Source organism: Faecalibacterium sp. BCRC 81149, from assembly GCF_022750605.1.
In the GTDB taxonomy this organism is placed as follows: Bacteria; Bacillota; Clostridia; order Oscillospirales; family Ruminococcaceae; genus Faecalibacterium; species Faecalibacterium duncaniae.
Map to the genome: position 1 here is coordinate 69936 of NZ_QXJA01000003.1, position 22174 is coordinate 92109.

The 22174-nt window shown below is 60.2% G+C and carries 23 protein-coding genes; 7 read left to right on the forward strand and 16 right to left on the reverse strand.

Features of this window, described 5'->3' with window-relative positions; all coding sequences use genetic code 11:
• Nucleotides 1–4: 4 nt before the first annotated feature.
• The 7 genes from D3F01_RS05375 to D3F01_RS05405 form a co-directional block, all read right to left on the reverse strand.
• Nucleotides 5–892: a phosphate ABC transporter substrate-binding protein gene (locus tag D3F01_RS05375; protein WP_242886554.1), complete on the reverse strand. Its 888-nt coding sequence runs from the start codon at nucleotides 890–892 to the stop codon at nucleotides 5–7.
• A 213-nt stretch (nucleotides 893–1105) separates the two neighbouring features.
• Entirely contained in the window at nucleotides 1106–1453 is a 348-nt protein-coding gene (locus tag D3F01_RS05380; RefSeq protein WP_242886557.1) for a hypothetical protein, read from the reverse strand.
• A gap of 15 nt (nucleotides 1454–1468) precedes the next feature.
• A complete protein-coding gene (locus tag D3F01_RS05385) occupies nucleotides 1469–1633 on the reverse strand; it encodes a twin-arginine translocation signal domain-containing protein (RefSeq protein WP_242886560.1) in 165 nt (54 codons plus the stop codon).
• A gap of 88 nt (nucleotides 1634–1721) precedes the next feature.
• Nucleotides 1722–2327 carry a GNAT family N-acetyltransferase gene (locus D3F01_RS05390; RefSeq protein ID WP_242886563.1) on the reverse strand — a complete coding sequence of 202 codons (606 nt, stop codon included), beginning with the start codon at nucleotides 2325–2327 and terminating at the stop codon, nucleotides 1722–1724.
• Nucleotides 2324–3451, reverse strand: coding sequence for an N-acetylglucosamine-6-phosphate deacetylase (nagA, locus tag D3F01_RS05395; RefSeq protein ID WP_005928694.1), 1128 nt, complete (start codon nucleotides 3449–3451; stop codon nucleotides 2324–2326). Before nagA ends, D3F01_RS05390 begins: the two co-directional genes overlap by 4 nt.
• A 52-nt stretch (nucleotides 3452–3503) precedes the next feature.
• On the reverse strand, nucleotides 3504–4232 hold the full coding sequence (gene nagB, locus D3F01_RS05400; RefSeq protein WP_035393193.1) for a glucosamine-6-phosphate deaminase: 729 nt from the start codon (nucleotides 4230–4232) through the stop codon (nucleotides 3504–3506).
• Nucleotides 4233–4431: 199 nt separating this feature from the next.
• Nucleotides 4432–5904 carry a PTS transporter subunit EIIC gene (locus D3F01_RS05405; protein ID WP_005928700.1) on the reverse strand — a complete coding sequence of 491 codons (1473 nt, stop codon included), beginning with the start codon at nucleotides 5902–5904 and terminating at the stop codon, nucleotides 4432–4434.
• A gap of 315 nt (nucleotides 5905–6219) precedes the next feature.
• Here D3F01_RS05405 and prmA point away from each other — a divergent pair, with 315 nt between their 5' ends.
• Nucleotides 6220–7137, forward strand: a complete 918-nt coding sequence (gene prmA, locus D3F01_RS05410) for a 50S ribosomal protein L11 methyltransferase (protein ID WP_223453377.1) — start codon at nucleotides 6220–6222, stop codon at nucleotides 7135–7137.
• 95 nt (nucleotides 7138–7232) lie between these two features.
• Entirely contained in the window at nucleotides 7233–7976 is a 744-nt protein-coding gene (locus D3F01_RS05415; RefSeq protein ID WP_242886566.1) for an RsmE family RNA methyltransferase, read from the forward strand.
• Between the two features lie 49 nt (nucleotides 7977–8025).
• Here the strand turns inward: D3F01_RS05415 and D3F01_RS05420 are convergent, their stop codons facing one another.
• Together D3F01_RS05420 and D3F01_RS05425 are read right to left on the reverse strand one after the other, a co-directional pair.
• The gene (locus D3F01_RS05420) at nucleotides 8026–9636 is read right to left on the reverse strand and encodes a putative PEP-binding protein (protein WP_242886569.1); all 1611 of its coding nucleotides are present in this window, start codon (nucleotides 9634–9636) and stop codon (nucleotides 8026–8028) included.
• Complete coding sequence (locus tag D3F01_RS05425) at nucleotides 9633–10805, reverse strand: patatin-like phospholipase family protein (protein WP_005928713.1); 1173 nt, start codon at nucleotides 10803–10805, stop codon at nucleotides 9633–9635. The genes D3F01_RS05420 and D3F01_RS05425 overlap by 4 nt, the downstream gene beginning before the upstream one ends.
• 137 nt (nucleotides 10806–10942) lie before the next feature.
• Between D3F01_RS05425 and D3F01_RS05430 the strand changes: the two genes are divergently transcribed.
• Nucleotides 10943–11593 (forward strand): HAD family phosphatase, encoded by a 651-nt coding sequence (locus D3F01_RS05430; protein ID WP_242886586.1) that lies wholly within the window; start codon nucleotides 10943–10945, stop codon nucleotides 11591–11593.
• Nucleotides 11594–11654: 61 nt separating this feature from the next.
• On the opposite strand, the gene D3F01_RS05435 is transcribed toward D3F01_RS05430, so the two are convergent.
• Complete coding sequence (locus D3F01_RS05435) at nucleotides 11655–12377, reverse strand: LytTR family DNA-binding domain-containing protein (RefSeq protein ID WP_097773019.1); 723 nt, start codon at nucleotides 12375–12377, stop codon at nucleotides 11655–11657.
• A gap of 88 nt (nucleotides 12378–12465) precedes the next feature.
• Here D3F01_RS05435 and D3F01_RS05440 point away from each other — a divergent pair, with 88 nt between their 5' ends.
• Nucleotides 12466–13407: a glycosyltransferase gene (locus tag D3F01_RS05440; RefSeq protein ID WP_242886589.1), complete on the forward strand. Its 942-nt coding sequence runs from the start codon at nucleotides 12466–12468 to the stop codon at nucleotides 13405–13407.
• Between the two features lie 43 nt (nucleotides 13408–13450).
• Here D3F01_RS05440 and D3F01_RS05445 read toward each other — a convergent pair whose 3' ends face one another.
• From D3F01_RS05445 to D3F01_RS05460, 4 genes are all read right to left on the reverse strand, one after another.
• Nucleotides 13451–15250, reverse strand: a complete 1800-nt coding sequence (locus tag D3F01_RS05445; RefSeq protein ID WP_242886592.1) for an aminopeptidase P family N-terminal domain-containing protein — start codon at nucleotides 15248–15250, stop codon at nucleotides 13451–13453.
• Nucleotides 15251–15409: 159 nt separating this feature from the next.
• Nucleotides 15410–17302 carry a heavy metal translocating P-type ATPase gene (locus D3F01_RS05450; RefSeq protein ID WP_242886595.1) on the reverse strand — a complete coding sequence of 631 codons (1893 nt, stop codon included), beginning with the start codon at nucleotides 17300–17302 and terminating at the stop codon, nucleotides 15410–15412.
• A gap of 323 nt (nucleotides 17303–17625) precedes the next feature.
• Complete coding sequence (locus tag D3F01_RS05455) at nucleotides 17626–17847, reverse strand: cation transporter (protein WP_097769796.1); 222 nt, start codon at nucleotides 17845–17847, stop codon at nucleotides 17626–17628.
• Nucleotides 17848–17926: 79 nt separating this feature from the next.
• A complete protein-coding gene (locus D3F01_RS05460) occupies nucleotides 17927–18268 on the reverse strand; it encodes a metalloregulator ArsR/SmtB family transcription factor (RefSeq protein WP_005928738.1) in 342 nt (113 codons plus the stop codon).
• 260 nt (nucleotides 18269–18528) lie between these two features.
• Between D3F01_RS05460 and D3F01_RS05465 the strand changes: the two genes are divergently transcribed.
• A complete protein-coding gene (locus tag D3F01_RS05465) occupies nucleotides 18529–18915 on the forward strand; it encodes a thioesterase family protein (protein WP_117505658.1) in 387 nt (128 codons plus the stop codon).
• A 13-nt stretch (nucleotides 18916–18928) separates the two neighbouring features.
• On the opposite strand, the gene D3F01_RS05470 is transcribed toward D3F01_RS05465, so the two are convergent.
• Entirely contained in the window at nucleotides 18929–19192 is a 264-nt protein-coding gene (locus D3F01_RS05470) for a hypothetical protein (RefSeq protein ID WP_143405622.1), read from the reverse strand.
• Nucleotides 19193–19206: 14 nt separating this feature from the next.
• On the opposite strand from D3F01_RS05470, the gene D3F01_RS05475 reads away from it, so the two are divergent.
• On the forward strand, nucleotides 19207–20871 hold the full coding sequence (locus tag D3F01_RS05475; protein WP_242886598.1) for a Na+/H+ antiporter NhaC family protein: 1665 nt from the start codon (nucleotides 19207–19209) through the stop codon (nucleotides 20869–20871).
• 40 nt (nucleotides 20872–20911) lie between these two features.
• Entirely contained in the window at nucleotides 20912–21391 is a 480-nt protein-coding gene (locus D3F01_RS05480) for a MarR family transcriptional regulator (protein ID WP_005928757.1), read from the forward strand.
• A 309-nt stretch (nucleotides 21392–21700) separates the two neighbouring features.
• Here D3F01_RS05480 and D3F01_RS05485 read toward each other — a convergent pair whose 3' ends face one another.
• Complete coding sequence (locus tag D3F01_RS05485; RefSeq protein WP_242886601.1) at nucleotides 21701–21991, reverse strand: hypothetical protein; 291 nt, start codon at nucleotides 21989–21991, stop codon at nucleotides 21701–21703.
• Nucleotides 21992–22174 lie beyond the last annotated feature (183 nt).

Here is a 22174-nt window from a genome sequence, read left to right on the forward strand (position 1 = left end):
GCAATTACTCATTCACAGGAACAGCACCGGCAGTGCGGATCAGGTCAGCAGCATCGGCACTGGTAGCAAAGTCGAAGAAGGCCTGTGCCTGCTCAGACAGGGTGACAGACTTGTTGGTGACAAACACGAAGGGACGCTGCACCTCGTAGCTGCCGTCTTTGACGGTCTCCTCGCTGCACTCCACACCGCCAACGGTGACCATCTTCACGGTGTCGCCCACAGCGGACAGGGAAGCGTAGCCGATGGCCAGAGGGTTGGCCTCCACAGCGCTGATGACAGCACCGGTAGCGGTCAGCTCCTGCGCGTACTTGCAGCTGTCCTTGACATCCACGATGCTCTCAAAGCCATCACGGGTGCCGGAGCCAGCCTCACGGCCGATCAGAACGATCTCGCCGTCGTCGCCGCCGACCTCAGACCAGTTGGTGATCTCGCCGGTGAACATCTGCTTGAGCTGGTCAACGGTCAGATCCTCGACCTTGCTTGCATTGTTGACGATAATGGCGATGCCGTCCAGAGCGATGGTGGTGCCATCCACGTCAGCCTTCTCGTCGTCCTTCAGGGCACGAGAGGACAGGCCGATGTCCAGGGTCTTATCGGTAGCACCGGTGATGCCTGCGCCGGAACCGGTGGGGTCGTAGCTGACAGTGACGCCCGGCTCAACCTCGGCAAAGCCTTCGGTCAGGGCAGCGATGACATTCTTCATGGAAGTGGAACCACCGGTAGCAACGTTGCCGGACAGGGCAGCAGCGGTAGAAGAAGCAGTGGAGCCTGCAGCGGCAGAGGTGGAAGAAGCTGCAGCAGAGGAAGCAGAACCGCCGCAGGCGGTCAGGGCAGCAGCGGCAGCAGCAGCACCGCAGACAGTGAGAAACGAACGACGAGTGATCTTTTTCATAATATTTGTCCTCCAAACATCCGGGATTTCCGCTCCCGGCTCTTGTTTTCGTGTTTTCCTTGGGTACGGCACTATTGTATCCCAGTCGGAGAGCCGCTTCGACCACAAGCGGGAAAAATCGAGGTAAATTGTTCGGACATGTTTTTGCCCCAATGTAAAATTTGGGCGCAAAAAAGCCCGGGGTGCGGGTGCACCTCGGGCTCTTGGGGGATATTAGGATTTTTTGATGGACACAGTTTTGTTGCCATTACGCAGATAGAACACGATGCTCTGATCAAAGAACGAAACTCTCATCTTTAAGGGTTCGCCCTTTTCAAAAGTCGTATACGACGCATCATCCGAAGGAGCCTTAAAGCTCACCTGCACTGTCTTAGTATTCATTAACGGCACATCGGTGCTCGACAGATTTCCAGTAGGTTTATCAAGTTTCCATGGTGTTTCGCCAACAGCAGCAGAGAAAACCCGGGAATACTGCACAGAATTAAAACCTTTTCCTGTGTATACGATTTTAACCGTAGCGTCTACCCAATGTTCACTCTTCGATTCGCCTCCAGAAGTCACATAAGTTCCTCTCGTCTATGCACTCGAAATTTGAATCTTAAAATCTCCCAAAATCGCTTCGTTTTCTGCCAGCTGTTCACCGCCCCCATCGCAGCCGGTGAGGACACCAGCGGCAGAAGCGGCCAGCACAGCGGCGGCAGATGCTTTCAGAAAATCACGGCGGGAAAAAACATTACGCATCAGAAATTCCTCCCATCTCAGATCTGGTTTGTTCCTATCACCATAGTACCATATTTACCCAGACTGTCAAGGGACAGAATTCAACCTCTCAGAACTGCACCTCCACGCCATCGGGGCGGTAGAAGGTGACGTTCCTGCGCCACTGGGGCTCACCCATGGTGCGGCGGTAGCAGTCTGCCAGCTGCCGCACGGCTTCCTCGGGGCTGCGCACCTTTCCGCCGCAGCAGGGGAGCACCAGCACCCGGAACCAGGCATCAAAGAGATGCTCTGTCCAGCCGGTGTCCCTGGCCCCGCACCGGGCGTAAAAGCCCAGGCGGCGCACGGCCATAGCCTCATCCTCTGCCTTTTCGGGGCACTCCGCTTCAATGAGGATGGCCTGCGCGCCCTTCTCGTGGTCAGGCAGGGCGGCCAGCAGAACGGCTCCGATGCCGCCGGCCCGGTATTGGGGCAGAACGGCAAAGTAGTCCAGCTGGCTCACCTCACAGCCCACGGGCCGCACCATCAACAGATACGCCACCAGCGCATCGTCCTCATACACGCCCCAGGTGTGGGCGGTACCGGCGGCCTCGCTGTTCAGGATCATGCTCAGGGGCTTCAGCTCTCCGGCAGGAAAATCCCGGCGCATCTCGTTCAGGTAAACGTTCGTCAGCTCTTCGGCGGTCAGCAGCCGCCAGGTCAGGCTCTCGGGGTTCATACGATACGGGTTCCTTTCTGGTAGACAGCCTGGATGTTCAGTTCCTTGTCCGCCAGGATCACATTGCCGTAGCGGCCTGCAGCCAGACTGCCGTAATCATTGTCGATGCCAATGCTCTTGGCGGGGTTTTCGCTGGCGGCGCGGACAGCGCTTTCCAGCGGGACGTTCATCTCCAGCACGGCACGCTTCATGCAGTCGTACAGGCAGGTGGCACTGCCCGCAATGGTGCCGGGGTGCTCGGTCAGGGTGGCGCGGGGGCCGCTGACCGTGACCGCCTGACCGCCCAGGCTGTACTGGCCGTCGGGCAGGCCGCAGGCCATCATGCTGTCGGCGATCAGGATGACATGGTCATCCCCGAAGGTGTTGAAGGTGAACCGCACCATGGCCGGGTGGATGTGGACGTTGTCGGTGATGAGTTCCACCTCCGCGCCCCGTTCCAGCGCCGCAATGATGGGGCCGGGCTCCCGGTGGGTGATGCCGGGCATGGCGTTGTACAGGTGGGTCATGTGGGTCGCGCCTGCGTCAAAGGCGGCGTTGGCGGTGTCGTAGCTGGTGCAGGTGTGGGCAATGGAGATGCGCACCTCGTCATGGCAGGCAGCAATGAACTCCAGCGCACCCGGCTCCTCCGGGGCGATATCCACCAGCTTGATCAGGCCGTTTGCCCGCTTCTGCAGGCGGCGGAACATTGCAACATCCGCCTTGTGGAGATACTCCGGGTTCTGGGCACCCACCTTGTTGGGGCTGATGAAGGGCCCCTCCATGTTGATACCCACAAGGTCTGCGCCCCTGCCGTTTTGATGGGCGGCGGCAGCATCCATCACACCGTTCAGGATCTCTTCCGAAAAGGTCATGGTGGCGGGGCAGATGGCCAGCACGCCCTTACCGGCCTCAAAATCGGCCAGAGTCTGGATGGCTTCTTCATTGCCGTCACAGAAATCCTTGCCCATGGCACCGTGGAAGTGGATGTCCACAAGGCCCGGCAGAGCGTAAGCGCCCTTGGCATCCACGATCTCCTCGCCTTCCTCCGGCTGTGCAAAGGGCACGATGCGCCCCTCCCGGATGGTCAGGCTCCCCTCCTCAAAGGTGTGGCGGGGGGTATAAATCAGAGCATTTTTAATGATCATTTTATTGCCTCCTAAACCTCTCCGTTTGCGAAGCAGACGGAGAGGTTTTGTCTTACAGCAGGCTCAGTGCTTCCTCATCGGCCACAAGGATGCAGTCGGGGTGCATCTGCAGGATGGAGCCCGGGCACTCGGGGGTCACAGGGCCGGAGACGACCGCCTTGACTGCCTTGGCCTTTGCCAGACCGTTGGCCACCACCAGCACCTTGCGGGCCTGCATGATGGTCTTGATGCCCATGGTGTAGGCCTGCTTGGGCACCAGATCCTCGTTGCCGTCAAAGAAGCGCTTGTTGGCCTCGATGGTGGCAGGGGTCAGATCCACGCAGTGGGTCTCCAGCTCAAAGGCCTCGCCCGGCTCGTTGAAGCCGATGTGGCCGTTGGGGCCAAGGCCCAGCAGCTGCAGGTCGATGCCGCCCACGCTGTGGATGATCTCGTTGTACTTTTTGCAGGCATCCGCAGCATCGGGGTTGGTGCCGTCGGGCAGATGGATGGCCTCGGGGCGGATGTTGACCTTGTCAAACAGGTTCTTGTGCATAAAGCTCCAATAGCTTTCGGGGTGCTCCTTGGGCAGGCCGCGGTACTCGTCCAGATTGACGGTGGTGACCTCAGAGAAATCCAGGTCGCCCTTGTTGTACCAGTCCACCAGCTGAGCGTATGCGCCAACAGGGGTGCCGCCGGTCGCCAGACCCAGCACGCAGTTGGGCTTCATAATGACCTGTGCGGAGATGATGTTGGCAGCCTTGCGGGACATATCCTTGTAATCCTTTGCACGAATGATCTTCATAATGGGGAACCTCCTGTTATTTTGCTTTGTTGTTTTCAGTATAGCACGTTTTCCGGCCAAAAGGGTAGCCGGTTTGTGAACAAAACAAAATGCCGCCGAAAGCGGGGCGTAAACGCCCGCCCTCGGCGGCATTTTTACAGTTTGGGAATGGATGCGGAAGCAACCAGCCTTCCGCGCGGAAGCGTGCTCAGAAGGATGCTTACAGCATCTTCTTCAGCTCATCATACACGAACTGCACCTTGGTGCCGATGATGACCTGGCAGGTGGTCTTGTCGGGGCGGATGACGCCGGCAGCGCCAGCAGCCTTCACAGCCTTCTCATCCACAGCGGTGTAGTCCTTAATGGTGAAGCGCAGGCGGGTAGCGCAGTAGTCTACGCTGGAGACGTTCTCCTTGCCGCCGATGGCCTTCAGCACACCAGCAGCAACCTCAGTGTAGTTGTTGTTGGCCAGAACGACCTTCTTCTCAGCCTCTTCAGCATCCTCGTCCTCACGGCCGGGGGTCTTCAGGTCGAACTTGGTGATGGCGAAGTAGAACACGAAGTAGAACACCACGAATGCAGCGATGCCCAGAGGAATGATCATCCAGGTCTTAGCAGCTGCAGGCAGAGAAGCGGAGAACACCAGGTCGGTAGCGCCTGCGGAGAAGCAGAAGCCAGCACGGAAACCGGAGTAGTAGGTGATGATGGTGAAGATGCCGTACAGAGCGGAGTACACAACGTACAGCGGGAAGCACAGGAACATGAAGCCGAACTCGAAGGGCTCGGTAACGCCGCAGACGAAGGCGCAGATGGCAGCGGACAGAACCAGACCGATGGCGGCCTTCTTGTTCTTGGCGGTACGAACCATGGCCAGTGCAGCACCGGCGATACCGAACATCATGCAGGGGAAGAAGCCGGACATGTACATACCCAGGCTCCAGCCCACGTCAGCAGAGGTCTCGCCTGCCCAGAAGTGGGACAGGTCGCCCAGGCCGATGGTGTCGAACCAGAACACGTTGTTCAGAGCGTGGTGCAGGCCGGTGGGGATCAGCAGACGGTTCAGGAAGGCGTAGATGCCAGCGCCGATGCCGTCCATGCCTGCGATGCCTCTGCCAATGGCGACCAGTGCATCGAAGATGACGGGCCAGACGAACAGCAGAGCGACAGAAACAACGATGGAGATCAGGCCGGTAGCAATCGCAACGAAGCGCTTGCCGGAGAAGAATGCCAGCCAGTCAGGCATCTGGGTGCTCTTGAACTTGTTGTAGCAGGCTGCACCCACCACAGCGGCCAGGATGCCGATGAAAGAGTTGCCGGCCACCTTCTGGAAAGCGATGTAGGTAGCGGTGCCCTCTTCCAGGGTGCGCACCATGCTGACCACGCCGGGGCTCAGCAGCTGCTGCATCATCAGGTAGCTGACCAGGCCAGCCAGACCAGCGGTACCGTCGTGGTCATCAGCCAGGCCAACGGCTGCGCCGATGGCGAACAGCCATGCCATGTTATCGATCAGAGCGCCGCCTGCCTTGACCAGCAGGAAGCCAACGGTGTAAGCTGCACCGGAAGTTGCAGCACCGGGGACACCCATGACACCCGGGGCCAGAGCATAGCCGAGACCCATCAGGATGCCGCAGATCGGCAGCACAGCGACGGGAAGCATCAGAGCTTTGCCCAGTTTCTGGAGATACTTCATCATAAGACACATTCCTCCTTAAAGAATGTTGTTGTTATGGAGGCCTCTGGTTGCAGGCTGTCCATAATTGCGTAACAATATTTTAACACATCCTCCAAAAAAAAGAAATAGGGTCTGCGCCCATTTTCGCAATTTTGCACCAAAAATCCTTGAATTCGCATCTTTCGTGAAAAACTTTTTGGAATTATTGCGCATTTCAGAGCAGGATTTTGAAAAAACTTTTCTTTTGCTCTTTCTCCCCAAACCGCTTGCATCCCGCGCCGGAATCGGGTACTATACTTATAAATAGAAAACACAAGACCCAGGGAGGTTCTTTTTATGGAATGGACTGATATCCGCCTGACCGTGGCCAAGGCCGATGCCGACAATGCCGAGGCTGTTGCCACCATGATCGCCGAGGGCGGCATCTATATCGAGGATTACAGCGACATCGAGCAGCAGGTGGCCGAGATCGCCCATGTGGATCTGATCGAACAGGAGCTGCTGGACAAGCCCCGTGATACCGTGATCATCCACATGTATCTGGAGCCGGGCGCTTCCCCCGTGGAGACGCTGGCCCTCATTCAGGCCCGGATGGAAGCGGCAGGCATCGCCTATACCGTGGAGACCGAGGGCGTGGAGCAGGAGGACTGGCAGAACGGCTGGCGCAAATACTACCACCCCATGGACATTGGCAAACGGCTGGCCATCGTGCCCTCCTGGCAGGAGTACGACACCGACCGCGTCAAGCTGATCCTTGACCCCGGCCTTGCCTTTGGCACCGGCGGCCACGAGACCACCAGCCTCTGCCTGGAAGCGCTGGACGAGCGGGTGCGCGGCGGTGAGCGGGTGCTGGACATCGGCACCGGCAGCGGCATCCTTGCCATTGCCGCCCTCAAGCTGGGCGCAGGCAGTGCTGAGGGCGTGGACATCGACCCCGTGGCCGTGCGCACCGCAGGCGAGAATGCGGCCCTGAACGGCGTGGCCGACAAGCTGACCGTTCTGGTGGGCGACCTGTCCGACAAGGCCAGCGGCAGGTACGATATCATCACCGCCAACATCGTGGCAAACGCCATCATCAGCCTTGCCCCCGCCGTGCCCGGCCTGATGGCCGAAAACGCCGCCTTTATTGCCAGCGGCATCATCGACAGCCGCAAGGACGAGGTGATCGCCGCTCTGGAAGCCGCCGGCCTGACCGTGCAGGAAGTGAAGGAGAAGCGCGGCTGGGAGTGCATTATTTGTAAAAAGTCGAATTAAACCCCACCGTCAATGCTCCGCATTGCCACCGCCCCTGGTAGGGGGGCTGTCGAGCGTATGCGAGACTGAGGGGTTTTGTACCCAAGGAGAACACTATGCCTCACCGTTATTTTACAACCGAAATCTCCAATGGCACCGCCACCCTGCGGGGGGCCGATGCCCATCATCTTTCCCGCGTGATGCGGGGCAAGCTGGGGGACACTGTCATCTTATGTGACGGCAACGCCGTGGAATACACCGCCACCATCACCGGCTTCGGACCGGAGACGGTGGAGTTCAGCGTGGAGCCGGGCTATCCCAGCGCCGCCGAGCCCAGCGTGGAAGTGACCCTGTTCGTGGGTTACCCCAAGCAGGACAAGCTGGAACAGGTCATCCGCCACGGCGTGGAGCTGGGCTGCACCCACTTTGTGCCCTTCTTCAGCCGGTACTGCGTGGCCGCCCCCAAAAAGGAGGAGCAGAAAAACGAGCGCTACAACCGCATCGCCTTTGAAGCCGCCAAGCAGTGCGGCCGGGGCGTGCTGCCGGATGTCGCCCTGCCCCTGCCCAACTTCGGCGCGCTCTGCCGCAGTCTGGAAGGGTACGACCTCGTGCTCTTCTGCTACGAGCTGGGCGGCGCACCCCTGCGCCAGCTGCTGGCAGACGCACAGCCTGCCGATGGCCAGCGGCTGAAGATCTCCCTCATCACCGGTGCCGAGGGCGGCTTTGCCGCGGAAGAGGCTGAAATGGCCGCCAATGCCGGTGTGAAAACGGTCGGCCTCGGCCCCCGCATCCTCCGGTGCGAGACCGCCCCGCTGGCAGTGCTCTCTGCCGTGATGACCCTGACGGGCAACCTGGAGTAATTTTTATTTCCACATATACAAAAAGGACGGCGCAAGCCGTCCTTTTTGTTCACTTTATTTTCGCGTTCATCAGCGCTTTTTTTACCTCAATGAGGTTTTGCGGGCTGACCGAGAAACTCCGCAGGCCCAGCTGCAGATATTGCAGGGTGTTGACCGGATTGCCCACCGCGCTGCCGCAGATGGTCACGGGGATCCCGCCCTCCCGGGCAGCCTCCACCACCATGCGGATGAGCTTTTTCATTGCGTGGCTGGCCGGGCGGTAGTAGCGCTCGGCAATGGAGATATCCCGATCCACCGCATGGGTGTACTGGGTCAGATCGTTTGTCTCAATGAGAAAGAAATTGCACCCGTGCTCCACGAATTCCTCTGCCGTCAGGCAGGCCGAGGGCACCCCGAACATCACACCAAAGGGCGTATCCGGGTCAAACTCCTCCCCGCGCTCCCGCAGCAGCTGGCGGCAGTGCGCTACCAGCCGCATGGCCTCATCCCAATCTTCGAGGTTGGTCACCATGGGGAACATGACCCGCAGGGGGCCGTGGGCTGCCGCCCGGAGCAGGGCGCAGATCTGCGTTTCAAACTGATGGGTCTGGCGCAGGCTGCTGCGGATGCCCCGCAGGCCCAGCTTGGAGGATTCCAGCCCCCTATGGATATCGGCCATGGCGCGGTCCACACCAAAATCAAAGGTGCGCACTGTCACCACACCGCCCTTTGCGGCGGCAATGCAGGATTGATAGAACACGAACTGCTCCTGCTCGTCCACCGGGCGGCCCGGCAGCATCATGTAGCCGCTGCGCAGCAGGCCCACGCCGGAAGCACCTGCCTGCAGCGCCGATTCAATATCCTCCTGCCCGTAGCAGTTGGCCAGGAGCTCAAACGGCACATCATCCTTTGTCCGGTTGGGCAGGGCGCTGATGCGGGCAGCTTCCTCGCTCTCCCACTGCAGCTCACAGATGCGGCTGACCGCCTGCTGGCGGGTGTTGGCATCCGGGTCCAGGATGCACTCGCCGTTGTTGGCATCCAGCACCACAGTGCGGCCGTCGCAGTCGTTCAGGAACGCCTGCCCCACCTGCACCACGCAGGGAATGTGCATGGCCCGCGCAATGATCGCCGCGTGGCTCTGCTTATTGCCCTCCGAAGTGATGATGCCCAGGATCATCCCCGCCGGAACGCTGAACAGATCGCTGGGCATCAGCATCTCTGCCGCCAGGATCACCGGGTGATCCAGCGCCAGCCAGACCCGGGGACGGTTGGTCAGCACGTTCACCACGCGGCGGGCGGCATCCAGAATATCCGCACTGCGCAGCTGCATGTAGGCGTTGTCCTCCATGGCCGCAAGCTGCTCCGCATAGCGGTTGCCCACACGGTACATGGCCTCGGCAGCGCTGATGCCCGCCCTGATCTGGAATCTGACCTCGTTCATAAAGCCTTCGTCTTCCAGCATCATGCTCTGGAACAGGAAGATGGCCTGCTCCGTGGGGCCGCTGCGGTCTGCCATGCCGTCCAGCTCACGCTGGGCTGTCCGGACAGCGTTTTCCAGCAGGCGCTGTTCCCGTTCCGCGTTGAACGGCCCGGTGGCAAAATTTTCGTGCCAGCGCTCCAACCGGCTCACCTGTCCCATCACAAGGCCCGGCGAGGCGCTGTGTCCCTGATAGACCTTCATTCTTCGATCACCTCCGGCAGTACCGGCCCGGTAAGGGCACGGCAGACCAATGCCTGTAAGAACGTATTGGGCAGCAGAGCGGCCCGTGCGGCCTGTGCCGCATTGCCGCTGCCCTCAAACAGGGGCGCAAAGCTCTCAATGCGCTCCCGGTCGCATTTTTCCAAAAAGGCTTCCGCCAGTGTCCGGGTGGTATAGAACACGGTGGGGTCCACGCCCGCATCCTCGGCGGCAGCTTCCAGCGGGGCCAGCTGGGCATCCTTCATGTTGGCCAGCAGCAGGGCCGCATCCGCTGTCAGGGTCACGGGGTATTTTTCCCGCACCGCCTTCTGCACCTGCTGGAATTTCCACGCAAAGGCGGCGGCATCCTCACAGCTCTCAGCGCTGGTGGAAACGGCATAGGCGCAGCCCCGCAGGTATCCCATGGCGCGGCGGGTATCGTAGTAGCCCAGCTCCATGTTCCGTCTGGCGGTATCGGGGTCAAAGTGGAGGATGTCCCCCAGCTCCCAGTAGCTGCGGATCATGGTGGTGGGCAGGCCGGTGCGGTTGGGCAGGGTGATGCCCACCCCTTCCAGATCAACACAGACCAGCTCCTCCGCGCCCATCTTCTGGGCCAGCGCGGTGGGCATATTGTCCCGGTAGCCGCCATCCAGGAACTGCACCCCGTCGATCTGCTTTGCCCGCAGGGCGGGGAAACAGGCGGCAGAGGCCAGCAGGTAATCCTTCACCTTGCCCGCCGGGATATCCTCCAGCGTCAGCTCCCGGGGCTTCAGCCCCCGCTTTTCCACAGTGACAAGGCCGAACCGGATGGGCGAAGCCCGCAGGGCATCCTCATCCAGCACCCGCTCCACGATCTCTTCCAGCGGGGTCACGTCCATGCCGCCGTCCCGCACCACTTCCCGCAGGAAGGCGTGCAGCTCAGAGAGGTCGGCGTTTTCCTCCGGCAGCTCCATCACGTCCTGGCTGCGGATGCTCATCCACATATCCCGGGCCGTTTCGTACAGGTCCAGCGCAAACATGGCACCGTTCAGGCTGCCCACACTGGTGCCGGTGATGATCTGGGGCCGCCAGCCCAGCTCGGTCAGGGCACGCCACACACCCACCTGATAGCTGCCGCGCGCACCGCCGCCTGCCAGCACCAGTGCCTTGACCGGGGTATCATTCTGTGCCATCTGGAACGCCTCCTAGTCATTCTTTGGAAATCTGTCAGAAGTATACCATATTTTCCGGAAAAATTCTCCCTGTTTTTGGAACAAAATCCATGGTATAATTTTGTTAACTTGTGTGAAACGATGGTGGAGGTAAAACAATGCACTGCAGCAACTGGATCTTTGATATGGACGGCACCCTGACCGACAGCATGACCGTGGTATGGGAGGGTGCGCCCGATGCCCTGCTGGCCCGCTATGGCCGCACCCCAAAATCTGACCTCCACAAAACGCTCCTGACCATGGGCATGGCCGATGGCGCGGCCTACCTCATCCGGGAGTATGACCTGCCCCTGAAAATGGAGGACTACAATGATGTGATGTGGGATGTTATCACCAAGCTCTACGAGACCGTGGCGCTCAAGCCCGGCGTGCGGGAGCTGCTGGCCCGCCTGAAGGCCGAGGGTGCCCACATGTGCATCTGCTCCAACACCTGGAGCGCCCAGTGCCGCACCGTGCTCACCCGTTTGGGCATCGATGAATATTTCGACTTCTATGTGGAGGCACAGGGGGCGCTCCACAAGAGCAGGCCGGATGTATTTTTCCAGACCCTTACACGCCTGGGCGGCACTGACCCTGACCGGTGCGTTGTCTGTGAAGATTCCCTCTACGCCGCCCGCACCGCCCACAACGCAGGCTTCCGCGTCATCGGCATCGCCGATGCCGCCAGCAAGTCCGATGAGCCCGCCCTGCGGGAGGTCAGCGACCAGTTCCTGACCGACTGGACGGAGCTGGACTGGGACAAAGTATGACCCTGCACCATGCAGAAAGCGGCCCGCAGATGCAGGCCGCTTTCTTTTTTGCGTGATAGACCTATCCTTCCAGAAACGCCCGGAACGCTGCCCTTACGGCGGGCTCACGCCCCCGGGGGATGGGCACCCGGGCACCGCTGCGCATCCAGAGCTCCCCGGAGGAGAGCTGAGCGGCGGCGGCAAGGTTGACCACATAGGAGCGGTGGGGCTGCAGAAAACGGGCATCGGCCAGCAGGGGCTTTGCCACCTCGGAAAAGGGGACCCGCAGAGAAAGAGAGGCCACGTCCTCGCCGCTGGCAAGGTGGTAGTGCACCACATGATGGGTGCACTCCAGATACTCGATGTCCGCAAAGGGCAGGGCCCGCAGACCCATGGCCGTGGCGACCGGGATGACCGGGCCGTATTCCGGCTCGGTGGCCCGGTCCAGCAGGGCTGTCAGCTGCTCCGGACGGAACGGGATATGCAGGTACTGCATCGCGTCCACCCGGAACGCTTCGTAGGCATAGGCCGTGGTGTGGGCCAGAAAGGCCAGCGGGGCCCGCACACCCCGGCGGCGCAGCTCTGCAGCCGCCTGCAGGCCGCTGCACGGGTTGGCGGCAGGCAGCTCAATGAGGTAGAGCTCGTACCGGGAGCCCGCTTCCTCCTGCTGCAGCAGGGCCGCTGTGCTTTCCAGCTGCTCCACGATGCAGGCATCGGCCCGGCGGGCATAATATTCCATGCAGTGGCGCTGCACCCGGCCCCGCAGCACAGGGTCCGGGCTGCACACCGCAATGTGAAAGATCATATCCGCTCCTCCTTTCCCTCTGCACAGCGCTTGATTTTTGCGCCATGAGGGAGTATTATGGACGAAAAAAGAAATGGGGGACACCGCCATGGATCAGCCGCTCGTCAGCATCATCCTGCCCGTATACAACGCTCAGAATCATCTGGCCCGCTGCATCGGCAGCATCCTGAACCAGACCTATAAAAACATCGAACTCATCATCCTGAACGATGGCTCCAAGGATCACAGCCTGCCCGTGTGTGAGGAATTCCGCGCCAAGGACAGCCGCATCGTGCTGGTGGACAAGGAGAGCTCCGGCGTGTCCGACACCCGCAACCTGGGCCTGAAGCTGGCCGGGGGCGAGTATGTCCAGTTTGTGGACAGCGATGACTACATCGACCCGGACTTCACCCGGCATCTGGTGGAAGCCGCCGAGACGCACCACGCAGACCTTGTGATTGCGCCCTACAAAATGGTGATCCCCGCCGGGGCCACAAAGCCCGAGCAGGTGCTGGAAAAGTTGGAGGACAATCTGGGCGTGATGAGTGTTGCCCGGCCCCCTGAGGTGCGGGAATACGGTTTCCTGCCCGCCGGGGTCTACGACAAGGACACCTTTGCCCTGCGGCTGATGGACAAGCCCGCCTCCTACTTTTACAGTGTGCTCTGGAACAAGCTCTACCGCCGCATCCTGCTCACCGGCAATGACATCCAGTTCACCAGCGAGCTGAAATGGGCCGAGGATCTGGTGTTCAACATGCAGTATATCCAATATGCCGAGACCTTCGTCTCCATTGACAAAGCCGGTTACTACTACGTCCAGAATCCCCAGAGCATCTGCCACACCCAGATCAACCCGGCCTCCATCGTGCAGAACAAGATCCAGACGTTCCGGTATTATAAAGACCTCTACACCCGCCTTGGGATGTACGAGGAGGTGCGGCCCCAGCTGTATAAGTTCCTGGTGGATATCGCCGAGAGCACCTACCCCTCCGGCCCCTTCAAAAAGATCATTGAGGAAGCCAAGGAATACTGGAAAAACCGGAAAGAATAAACCAAAATCGGGAGACCCCCTGCGGGGTCTCCCTTTTTTGTGGTTATGCTCCGATGGCAGTGCACTTCTTTGCCAGCCAATCCCGCTCTTCTTCATTCAGGCGGGGAGCCAGCTTCTCAAACACTTCGCGGTGGTAGGCGTTCAGCCAGTCCAGCTCGTCCCGGGTCAGGACACCGGGCACCACAGGAGAGGTGGCAATGGGCACAAAGGTCAGCGGACGGAAGGCCAGGAAGGTGCCGTACTGGTTGTCGGCCTTGTGGTAGCACTCCAGCACGTTCTCAATGCGGATACCCACCTGACCGGCCTCGTACACGCCCGGCTCATCGGTGACGATCATGCCCGGCTGGAACACCGTGGTGTTGCGGCCGTTCAGGGAGTGGGGGCCCTCGTGGACGTTGCCCACAAAGCTGACGCTGTGGCCGGTGCCGCAGCGGTAGTTGATGAGGTGCTGCCACAGCGGCTCACGGGCGATGGTATCCAGCATGTGGCCGTCGCAGTAGTTCAGCCAGACAGCCTTTGCGATGTCGATGTGGCACTGCAGGGTCCAGGTGTAGAACAGCTTTTCGTCCTCGGTCAGCTCACCCAGCGGGTAGGTGCGGGTGATATCGGTGGTGCCGTCCAGATAGGTGGCACCGCTGTCCACCAGCAGGAAGCCCTTGCGCTCCAGCTTGGCATGGTCCTCCTCGGTGGCGTGGTAATGCATCATGGCAGCGTTTCCACCGTAGGCGGCAATGGTGCCAAAGCTCTCCACGATGAACTTGTCCTGTGCAGAGCGGTACTTGTGGAGGATCTCGTCCACGGTCAGCTCGGTCAGCTCTTCCCCGGCAGCTAGGCGCTCTTCCAGCTCCTTCTGGAACCGCACCATGGCAACCGCATCCCGCAGATGGGCTTCGCGGTCGTGAGCCAGCTCGACCTCATTCTTCACGCCCTTCATGGGCAGCAGGGGGTCGGCCTCATCCTTCACGGTCAGGGCAGCATTGTTCTGCAGGGTCTCGTAAACGGCAAAGTTCACGGATGCAGGGTCAGCCAGCACGGTCTGGGGCTCGGTCTCAGCGGCCAGGAACTTGAGCACGTCATCGTACTCCTGGATCTCCACGCCGTTGGCCTTGAGCTCTGCGGCAGCTTCCGCACCCAGACGTGCGGTGTTGATGAAGAGCACCGCGCGCTCCGGGGTCACATAGCAGTAGGACATGGCATAGGGGGTGCACTGGATATCCATGGCGCGCAGGTTCAGCAGCCAGGCCAGATTATCCAGCTTGCCCACCAGCTGTGCGGTGCAGCCCAGCTCCTTGAGCCTGCCGCGCAGGCGCTCCAGCTTTTCGGCAGGGGAGAAGCCCGCATACTCCTTGGGCAGGATCCATGCCGGGGTGGCAGGCAGGGCGGGGCGGCCCTCGGTCCACAGCTCATCCTCAAGGTTCAGGGTCTTGATGGTGCCCTTCTTGGCATCCAGCTTCTTCTGCACGCCGCGCACCAGCCCGCAGGAAGCGGTCAGGCCGCACAGGCCCAGCACGCCGTTCTCAGGCAGCACCTTGCCGCAGTATTCCTCCACGGTGGGCACGCCCGGCTCACCCATCCGCATCAGCTGGATCTCGGTACCGGCGATCTCCTTCTCGGCCTGCACAAAGTAGCGGCCGTCTGCCCAGACAGCGCTCTCGGTGGGGGTGACGACGAAGTTGGAGTTTTCGCCGTGAAAGCCGGAGAAATAGGTCAGGGAGGTGTAATGGTCGGGCAGGTACTCGCTGGAATGCGGGTCACCCACCGGAATCAGATAAACGTCCACGCCGTTGGCCTTCATGGCAGCCCGCAGGGCAGCCAGACGCTCAGGAACCGTGTTCATGCTCATAATAAAAAGCCTTCTTTCTTCCATCTATCTGCCGGAAAAACGTCCGGCGGCGGGGGTCACTGTGTCTTATTGTACCATCACTCCGGGCAGAATGCAATTCACCGGCAGCGAAAAGCCCCCGCCGGGGCATCAGCACTCAGGCGGGGGCAGAAAGCACGGTCACCGCGCGTTCTTTTTTGCAAGATCTTTGGTGTACAGGGCACGGGTGGCGTTCAGCACAGCCAGCACCATCACGCCCACATCGGCGAAGATGGCGGTCCACATGCTGGCCAGACCCAGCGCGCCCAGCACCAGGCAGGCAAACTTGATCGCCAGAGCAAACACGATGTTCTGATACACGATGCGCAGGGTGCGGCGGGCAATGCGCATGGCCAGCGCGATCTTGGCCGGGTCATCGTCCATCAGGACAACGTCAGCGGCCTCGATGGCAGCATCGGAGCCCAGAGCACCCATGGCGATGCCCACATCGGCACGGGACAAAACCGGGGCATCGTTGATGCCGTCGCCCACGAAGGCGAGGTTTTCTTTGGGCTGCTTTGCAGCGAGGAGCGTTTCGATCTGGTCCACCTTATCACCGGGCAGCAGGCCTGCATGGTATTCATCCAGACTCAGCTCGGCGGAAACGGCCTTTGCCACAGGCTCCGCGTCGCCGGTCAGCATGACCGTCTTGCGGACACCGGCCTGTTTCAGGCCCCTGATGGCAGCGGCACTGTGAGGTTTGACCACATCAGCGATGAGCAGATAGCCTGCGTATCTGCTCTCCATGGCAACATGGACGATGGTGCCCGGCTCGGTGATCTCGGGAACCGTCAGGCCCAGCTTTGCCATCAGGCGGGCGTTGCCGGCAGCGACGGTTTTGCCGTCCACCTTTGCGGTCACGCCGTGGCCGCCCAGCTCCTGCACATCGGTCACACGGCTGGGGTCAATGTCCTTACCGTAAGCATTCTTGATGCTCAGGGAGATGGGGTGCTTGGACCAGCTCTCGGCCAGAGCGGCGGCTTCCACAAGGGCATCCCCGGTCACGCCGTTTTCGGGGTGGATGCCCACCACCTTGAAGGTGCCCTGGGTCAGGGTGCCGGTCTTATCAAACACCACGATGCCGGTGCGGGCCAGCTCCTCCAGATAGGTGGAGCCCTTGACCAGGATGCCGCAGGCAGACGCACCGCCGATGCCGCCGAAGAAGCTCAGCGGGATGGAGATGACCAGAGCGCAGGGGCAGCTGATGACCAGGAAGGTCAGGGCGCGGTAGACCCAGTCACCGAAGCGGGCGGGCTGGCCCATCAGCAGCAGAACGATGGGGGGAACAAAGGCCAGCGCCAGTGCGCCGTAGCAGACGGCGGGGGTGTAGACCCGGGCAAAGCGGGTGATGAAGTTCTCGGCGCGGGCCTTCTTCATGCTGGAATTTTCCACAAGGTCGAGGATCTTGGAAACGGTGGATTCGCCGAACTCCTTGGTGGTCCGCACCTTCAGCAGGCCGGTCATGTTCACACAGCCGCTGATGACCTCATCGCCGGAACGGACATCCCGGGGCAGGCTCTCGCCGGTCAGGGCTGCGGTGTTCAGGGCAGAAGTTCCCTCCACGATGATGCCATCAATGGGCACCCGCTCGCCGGGCTGGACCACGATCACGGTGCCCACCTCCACATCATCGGGGTCCACCTGCTCCAGTTTGCCGTCCTCGTCCTCAACGTTGGCGTAATCGGGGCGAATATCCATCAGGCTGGAAATGCTCTGGCGGCTCTTGCCCACGGCCACGCTCTGGAACAGCTCGCCGATCTGGTAGAAGATGATAACGGCACAGCCCTCCACATAATCGCCCAGCGCAAACGCGCCCACGGTGGCAACAGCCATCAGGAAGCACTCGTCAAAGGGCTGGCGGTTCCTGATGCCCAGCAGTGCCTTGCGGAGCACATCCCAGCCGACCACCAGATAGGGGATGCAGTAGAGCAGCAGCTCCACCGGCGTGGGAAACTGGGGCAGCAATTTGAGGATGAGCACCAGCACCAGAGCAGCAATGATCCGGTACAGGTTCTTCTTCTGCTTTTTATTCATATCTGTACTCTCCTTTTTTCTGGATTCTGGGCCGCAATGCGCCGCGGCGGGCGGGGTGGATTCAACAGGTTTTCCCCACGGGATAGACTTTTCCACGTTTTCCCCTGAGTTTTCCACGGACTTTTCCCGGAGAAAACCTGCTTTTTCGCGTTTCTTTTTGCATTTTTTCGCAGAAACTGTTGAAAACCCGGTGGAAACTGTTGAAAACCCGTTTTCTTTTCCACAGTTTCCCACACCGGCTTTTGGGCCGTCCTGCCCGAAAAATGTGCTACAAAAAGCTCCCCCGCAGGGGAGCCGCGCCGGAGTTACAAACCCCTGTTTCCTCAGATATCGAAGATCTCGCAGTCATCCTCGACCTTTTTGCAGGCAGCCAGAACGTTCACCATGGTGTCGTGGGGGTCTGCACCCTCAGCAAACTCCACCTTCATCTTCTGGGTCATAAAGCTGACGGTAGCCTGTGCCACGCCTGCAACGGTGTTGGCGGCATCCTCCATCTTCTGGGCGCAGTTTGCGCAGTCAACTTCGATCTTGTAGCTCTTCTTCATTATAAGTACCTCTCTTTATTTTATGTGGACCTCTCAGGCACGCCTTGTGCGCCCGGAGGCATTGTACTGCGTTTTCCGTTTACTCCTCAATGTGATCCATGCCCATGGAGAGGATGCTCCTCACATGGTCATCATCCAGTGCATAGTAAACGGTTTTTCCATCCCGGCGGAAGCGCACGAGCTTTGTGTCCTTGAGCACCCGGAGCTGGTGGCTCACTGCCGACTGGCTCAGCTGCACCGCATTGGCAATGTCCTGCACGCAGAGCTCATTGTCATGCAGCGCATATAAGATCTTGATGCGGGTGGAGTCGCCGAACACCCGGAACAGGTCGGCCAGCTCATACAGCACCTCGTCATCCGGCATCACCACCGGTTCCGTGTTTTCCTGCCCCGCCGGGGTCATCTGCTCCAATCCGATCATGTCCGTTCTCCTTTTGCTGCGTTTTACATGAACGTCTGTTCATGTGTTCATGTTATCATGCAGAACAGCTTCTGTCAAGAGTTTTTGCAAAGTTTTCTGTGTTCCTCTTAAAATCATTGAAAAAACCGTAAAAAAAGCCAAAACGGAGGGAGATTTGCAGAAAAAAACGCCCAAACAGGTGCATCTGTGCCAAAAGTGTGGTATTCTAACAATGTATTTCTAAATTTTCGCCTTCGGGCATCTGGAAAGGACGTATTTTTATGTTGGAAGCTGGAATCCGCGGCGAGCAGAGTGTCGCCGTTACTGCCGAGAACACCGCAAAGACCATGGGCAGCGGCACGCTGGACGTGTTTGCCACCCCCGCGCTGGTGGCACTGGCCGAAAAAACCTGCTGGATGAGCGTTGCCGCCGCGCTGGACGAGGGCTGCGGCACCGTGGGCACCCGGCTGGAGCTGGAGCACAGCGCCCCCACCCCTGTGGGCATGACCGTGACCTGCGAGAGCGAGCTGACCGCTGTGGAGGGCCGCAAGCTGGTGTTCAAGGTCTCCCTGCACGACGAGAAAGGCCCCGTGGGCGGCGGTGTGCACGAGCGGTTCATCATCAACAACGCCAAGTTTGCCGCAAAGGCAGAGAGCAAAAAGGGGTAACGGCCTCGCCCTCTCAGTCAGCGCCGTTGGCGCTGCCAGCTCCCCCAAAGGGGGAGCCTTTGGCATTGTGGGCAGGCTGACCGTGCAGATACAGCGGCACTCTGTCCTCTTCCATCACCTGCGCTTCCGCCTTTTGCTGGGCGGCGGTCAGCAGGCGGATGGCCTGTTCGTTGGCGCGGAACAGCTCAAAATACAGCGCTTTATAATCCGGCGTGGCGGCGGCCCCCTTTCCGTTTGCAATAGGGATAGTCTGCCCCGGGCCGGGACAAAAAATCAAGTGAGGAATCATTTATGAAAAAGACAAATCTCTCCTGGGTGGGGGCACTGCTGGTGTTTGCCCTGCTGCTGTGGTGCACCGCAGCCACCCCCGGCACCATTGCCGACCCGGCCAGCTACGCCCCCGCAGTGTACAGCTCCATGCTTTCCCTGCTGCCGCCGGTGGTGGCCATTGTGCTGGCCCTGAACACCAAGGAGGTCTACACCTCCCTGCTGGTGGGCATTGCCACCGGCGCGCTGCTCTTTGCCAACGGCAACCTGGAGCTGGCGCTCAACACCCTGTTCTTCAACGAGGATGGCGGCATGGTTGCCAAGCTCTCTGACAGCAGCAACGTGGGCATTCTGGTCTTTCTGGTGATGCTGGGCATTCTGGTGGCCCTGATGAACAAGGCCGGCGGCAGCGCCGCCTTTGGCCGCTGGGCCTCCACCCACATCCACACCCGGGCCGGGGCGCAGTTTGCCACCCTGATTCTGGGTATGCTCATTTTTGTGGACGACTACTTCAACTGCCTGACCGTGGGTTCCGTGATGCGCCCCGTGACCGACCGGCAGAAGGTCTCCCGCGCAAAGCTGGCCTACCTCATTGATTCCACCGCCGCGCCCATCTGCATCATTGCGCCGGTGTCCAGCTGGGCCGCCGCCGTTACTTCCAGCGTGCCCGAGGGCTCCGGCATCAACGGCTTTACCATGTTCCTGCGCACCATTCCCTACAACTATTACGCCCTGCTGACCATTGTGATGAGCCTGTTCCTCATCTTCACGGGCACGGACTACTGCTCCATGAAGCAGCACGAGGACAACGCCCGGGCCGGTGACCTTTTCACCACGGCCGACCGCCCCTACGGCGACGATGTGGATGCCGAGGACGATGCCCACGGCCATGTCATTGATCTGGTGGCACCGGTGCTGGTGCTGATCGCGGCCTGCATCTTTGGCCTGATCTACACCGGCGGCTTCTTTGAGGGCGTAGACTTCATCACCGCCTTCTCCGACTGCAACGCCTCCGCCGGTCTGGTGCTGGGCAGCAGCATTGCCCTGATGTTCACCTTTGTGTTCTACCGTGTCCGCAGCGTGATGACGTTCCAGGATTTTGCCGCCTGCATCCCCGAGGGCTTCAAGGCCATGGTCAGCCCCATGCTGATCCTGAGCCTGGCCTGGACGCTTTCCGGCATGACCAACCTGCTGGGTGCAAAATATTACGTTGCCAACCTGCTGGGCGGCTCCGCTGCCGCCCTGCAGTACCTGCTGCCGGTCATCATCTTCCTGGTGGCGGTGTTCCTGGCCTTTGCCACCGGCACCTCCTGGGGCACCTTCTCCATCCTGATCCCCATTGTCTGCCACGCTTTCCCCCAGGGCGAGATGCTGGTGGTCTCCATTGCGGCCTGCCTGTCCGGCGCTGTGTGCGGCGACCACTGCTCTCCCATTTCCGACACCACCATCATGGCCTCTGCCGGTGCCCATTGCAGCCATGTGAACCATGTTTCCACCCAGCTGCCCTACGCCATTACCGCCGCTTCCTGTTCCGCCGCGTGCTATGTGATCACCGGCCTGACCCAGATGTTCCTGGGCAGCAGCGCCAGCCTGTGGACCTCGCTGATCCTGCTGGGCGTTGCCATTGTGCTGGAGCTGGTGGTGCTGAACATTCTGCGCGTAAAGCTGGGCAAAAAGGCCAAAGCGTGATATACTAAAGGAAATTGAGTGTTCGAAGGGAGACCGTACCATGCTGGAAAAAGCATTCAACGATGTCTATACCAAGTTCAAGCTCCATTTCTACCAGAACGTGTTCCAGCGCTTTGCCACCCGTGAGGCGACCCTGACCACGGTGGAATCCTTTTGCATGGAGGGCATTATGGCCATGGGGGAGCCCACCATTGCGGAGTTTTCCCGGATGATGCAGATCTCCACCCCCAACGCGGCGTATAAGATCGGCTCGCTGGTGCGCAAGGGCTATGTGGAAAAGATCCAGTCCACCACCGACCGCCGGGAGTATCACCTGCGGCCCACCCAGAAGTATATCGACTACTACAACATCAGCTACTCCTACCTGAGTACGGTGGTCCAGCGGGTGAACAAGCGCTTCCCCAAAGAGGACGTGAAGAAGCTGGAACAGATGCTGACCATCATCAGCAACGAGCTGATGCCCGAGCTGAACCTGGAAAACAACCCGGAAGCTCCGGAGGAAAAGAAAACCGCGCGCTGAGCCGCACCCTTCCGGAAACCCCGGAAGCCCATGCGCCGACCCCGCGCAGCCAGACAGGACTGCCCCACAGAGATGTGGAGCAGCCCTGTTTTTTTCTGCCGGAACGGGCCGTGCGGCCAACAAAAAAAGCCCCGGAGGGCTTGCGGGACCCTCCGGGGCGAGGCAGCGGCGTGCGGGCCCGCTGCCTCAGGGGATAGCGATCAACAGGAGATTCTGGGGGAGCAACTTTTTGGGGGAATCGTCAAAGAATGTGATGCATGGCCCAAAGGGTCAGCGGGGCGTTTGCCCGGGGCCTTTGGGGGTTGGGGTTCAGTGCTGGGACTTGTAGAACATGGCCTTGCGCTTGCGCTCCATCCAATATCCCGCTGCAGACAGCACCATGCCTGCGCCCAGCATCAGGTCTGCCAGCCAGCCGCTGGTGCCGGTCTGGATCAGCTTGGCATCCTGCACCGCCGGGAGCACCGGGGTCTCAGGAGCGGGAGCCCACACCTGCTGGTGCAGGCCCTCCAGCGGGAGCACCCGGCACAGCCATGCCAGCAGCACCACGGTGCCCACCGCACAGCCTCTTTGAACCTGTTCCTGCTGTCTCTGCCCCATCATGCCAGCCTCCTTCTTTTGTGCCGTTCCCCGGTGGTTTTTCTCCATTATATCACATCCGCGCTGTAATTTGCCAGAGAGCAGAGGGGAATGTACCTCTGTGCCGCTTGCGCCTGCTCTGAAAACCGTTTGAATTGCAAAATGATTTTTTAGTTGCTATACTGGGCTTATCAAATTTTTTTCGGG

Bases quoted from the DNA above. Each gene is read 5' to 3' on its own strand.
- D3F01_RS05375 (WP_242886554.1), bottom strand. From the start codon at position 892: ATGAAAAAGATCACTCGTCGTTCGTTTCTCACTGTCTGCGGTGCTGCT.
- D3F01_RS05385 (WP_242886560.1), bottom strand. From the start codon at position 1,633: ATGCGTAATGTTTTTTCCCGCCGTGATTTTCTGAAAGCATCTGCCGCC.
- D3F01_RS05390 (WP_242886563.1), bottom strand. From the start codon at position 2,327: ATGAACCCCGAGAGCCTGACCTGGCGGCTGCTGACCGCCGAAGAGCTG.
- nagA (WP_005928694.1), bottom strand. From the start codon at position 3,451: ATGATCATTAAAAATGCTCTGATTTATACCCCCCGCCACACCTTTGAG.
- nagB (WP_035393193.1), bottom strand. From the start codon at position 4,232: ATGAAGATCATTCGTGCAAAGGATTACAAGGATATGTCCCGCAAGGCT.
- D3F01_RS05405 (WP_005928700.1), bottom strand. From the start codon at position 5,904: ATGATGAAGTATCTCCAGAAACTGGGCAAAGCTCTGATGCTTCCCGTC.
- prmA (WP_223453377.1), top strand. From the start codon at position 6,220: ATGGAATGGACTGATATCCGCCTGACCGTGGCCAAGGCCGATGCCGAC.
- D3F01_RS05415 (WP_242886566.1), top strand. From the start codon at position 7,233: ATGCCTCACCGTTATTTTACAACCGAAATCTCCAATGGCACCGCCACC.
- D3F01_RS05420 (WP_242886569.1), bottom strand. From the start codon at position 9,636: ATGAAGGTCTATCAGGGACACAGCGCCTCGCCGGGCCTTGTGATGGGA.
- D3F01_RS05425 (WP_005928713.1), bottom strand. From the start codon at position 10,805: ATGGCACAGAATGATACCCCGGTCAAGGCACTGGTGCTGGCAGGCGGC.
- D3F01_RS05430 (WP_242886586.1), top strand. From the start codon at position 10,943: ATGCACTGCAGCAACTGGATCTTTGATATGGACGGCACCCTGACCGAC.
- D3F01_RS05435 (WP_097773019.1), bottom strand. From the start codon at position 12,377: ATGATCTTTCACATTGCGGTGTGCAGCCCGGACCCTGTGCTGCGGGGC.
- D3F01_RS05440 (WP_242886589.1), top strand. From the start codon at position 12,466: ATGGATCAGCCGCTCGTCAGCATCATCCTGCCCGTATACAACGCTCAG.
- D3F01_RS05445 (WP_242886592.1), bottom strand. From the start codon at position 15,250: ATGAGCATGAACACGGTTCCTGAGCGTCTGGCTGCCCTGCGGGCTGCC.
- D3F01_RS05450 (WP_242886595.1), bottom strand. From the start codon at position 17,302: ATGAATAAAAAGCAGAAGAAGAACCTGTACCGGATCATTGCTGCTCTG.
- D3F01_RS05455 (WP_097769796.1), bottom strand. From the start codon at position 17,847: ATGAAGAAGAGCTACAAGATCGAAGTTGACTGCGCAAACTGCGCCCAG.
- D3F01_RS05460 (WP_005928738.1), bottom strand. From the start codon at position 18,268: ATGATCGGATTGGAGCAGATGACCCCGGCGGGGCAGGAAAACACGGAA.
- D3F01_RS05465 (WP_117505658.1), top strand. From the start codon at position 18,529: ATGTTGGAAGCTGGAATCCGCGGCGAGCAGAGTGTCGCCGTTACTGCC.
- D3F01_RS05475 (WP_242886598.1), top strand. From the start codon at position 19,207: ATGAAAAAGACAAATCTCTCCTGGGTGGGGGCACTGCTGGTGTTTGCC.
- D3F01_RS05480 (WP_005928757.1), top strand. From the start codon at position 20,912: ATGCTGGAAAAAGCATTCAACGATGTCTATACCAAGTTCAAGCTCCAT.
- D3F01_RS05485 (WP_242886601.1), bottom strand. From the start codon at position 21,991: ATGATGGGGCAGAGACAGCAGGAACAGGTTCAAAGAGGCTGTGCGGTG.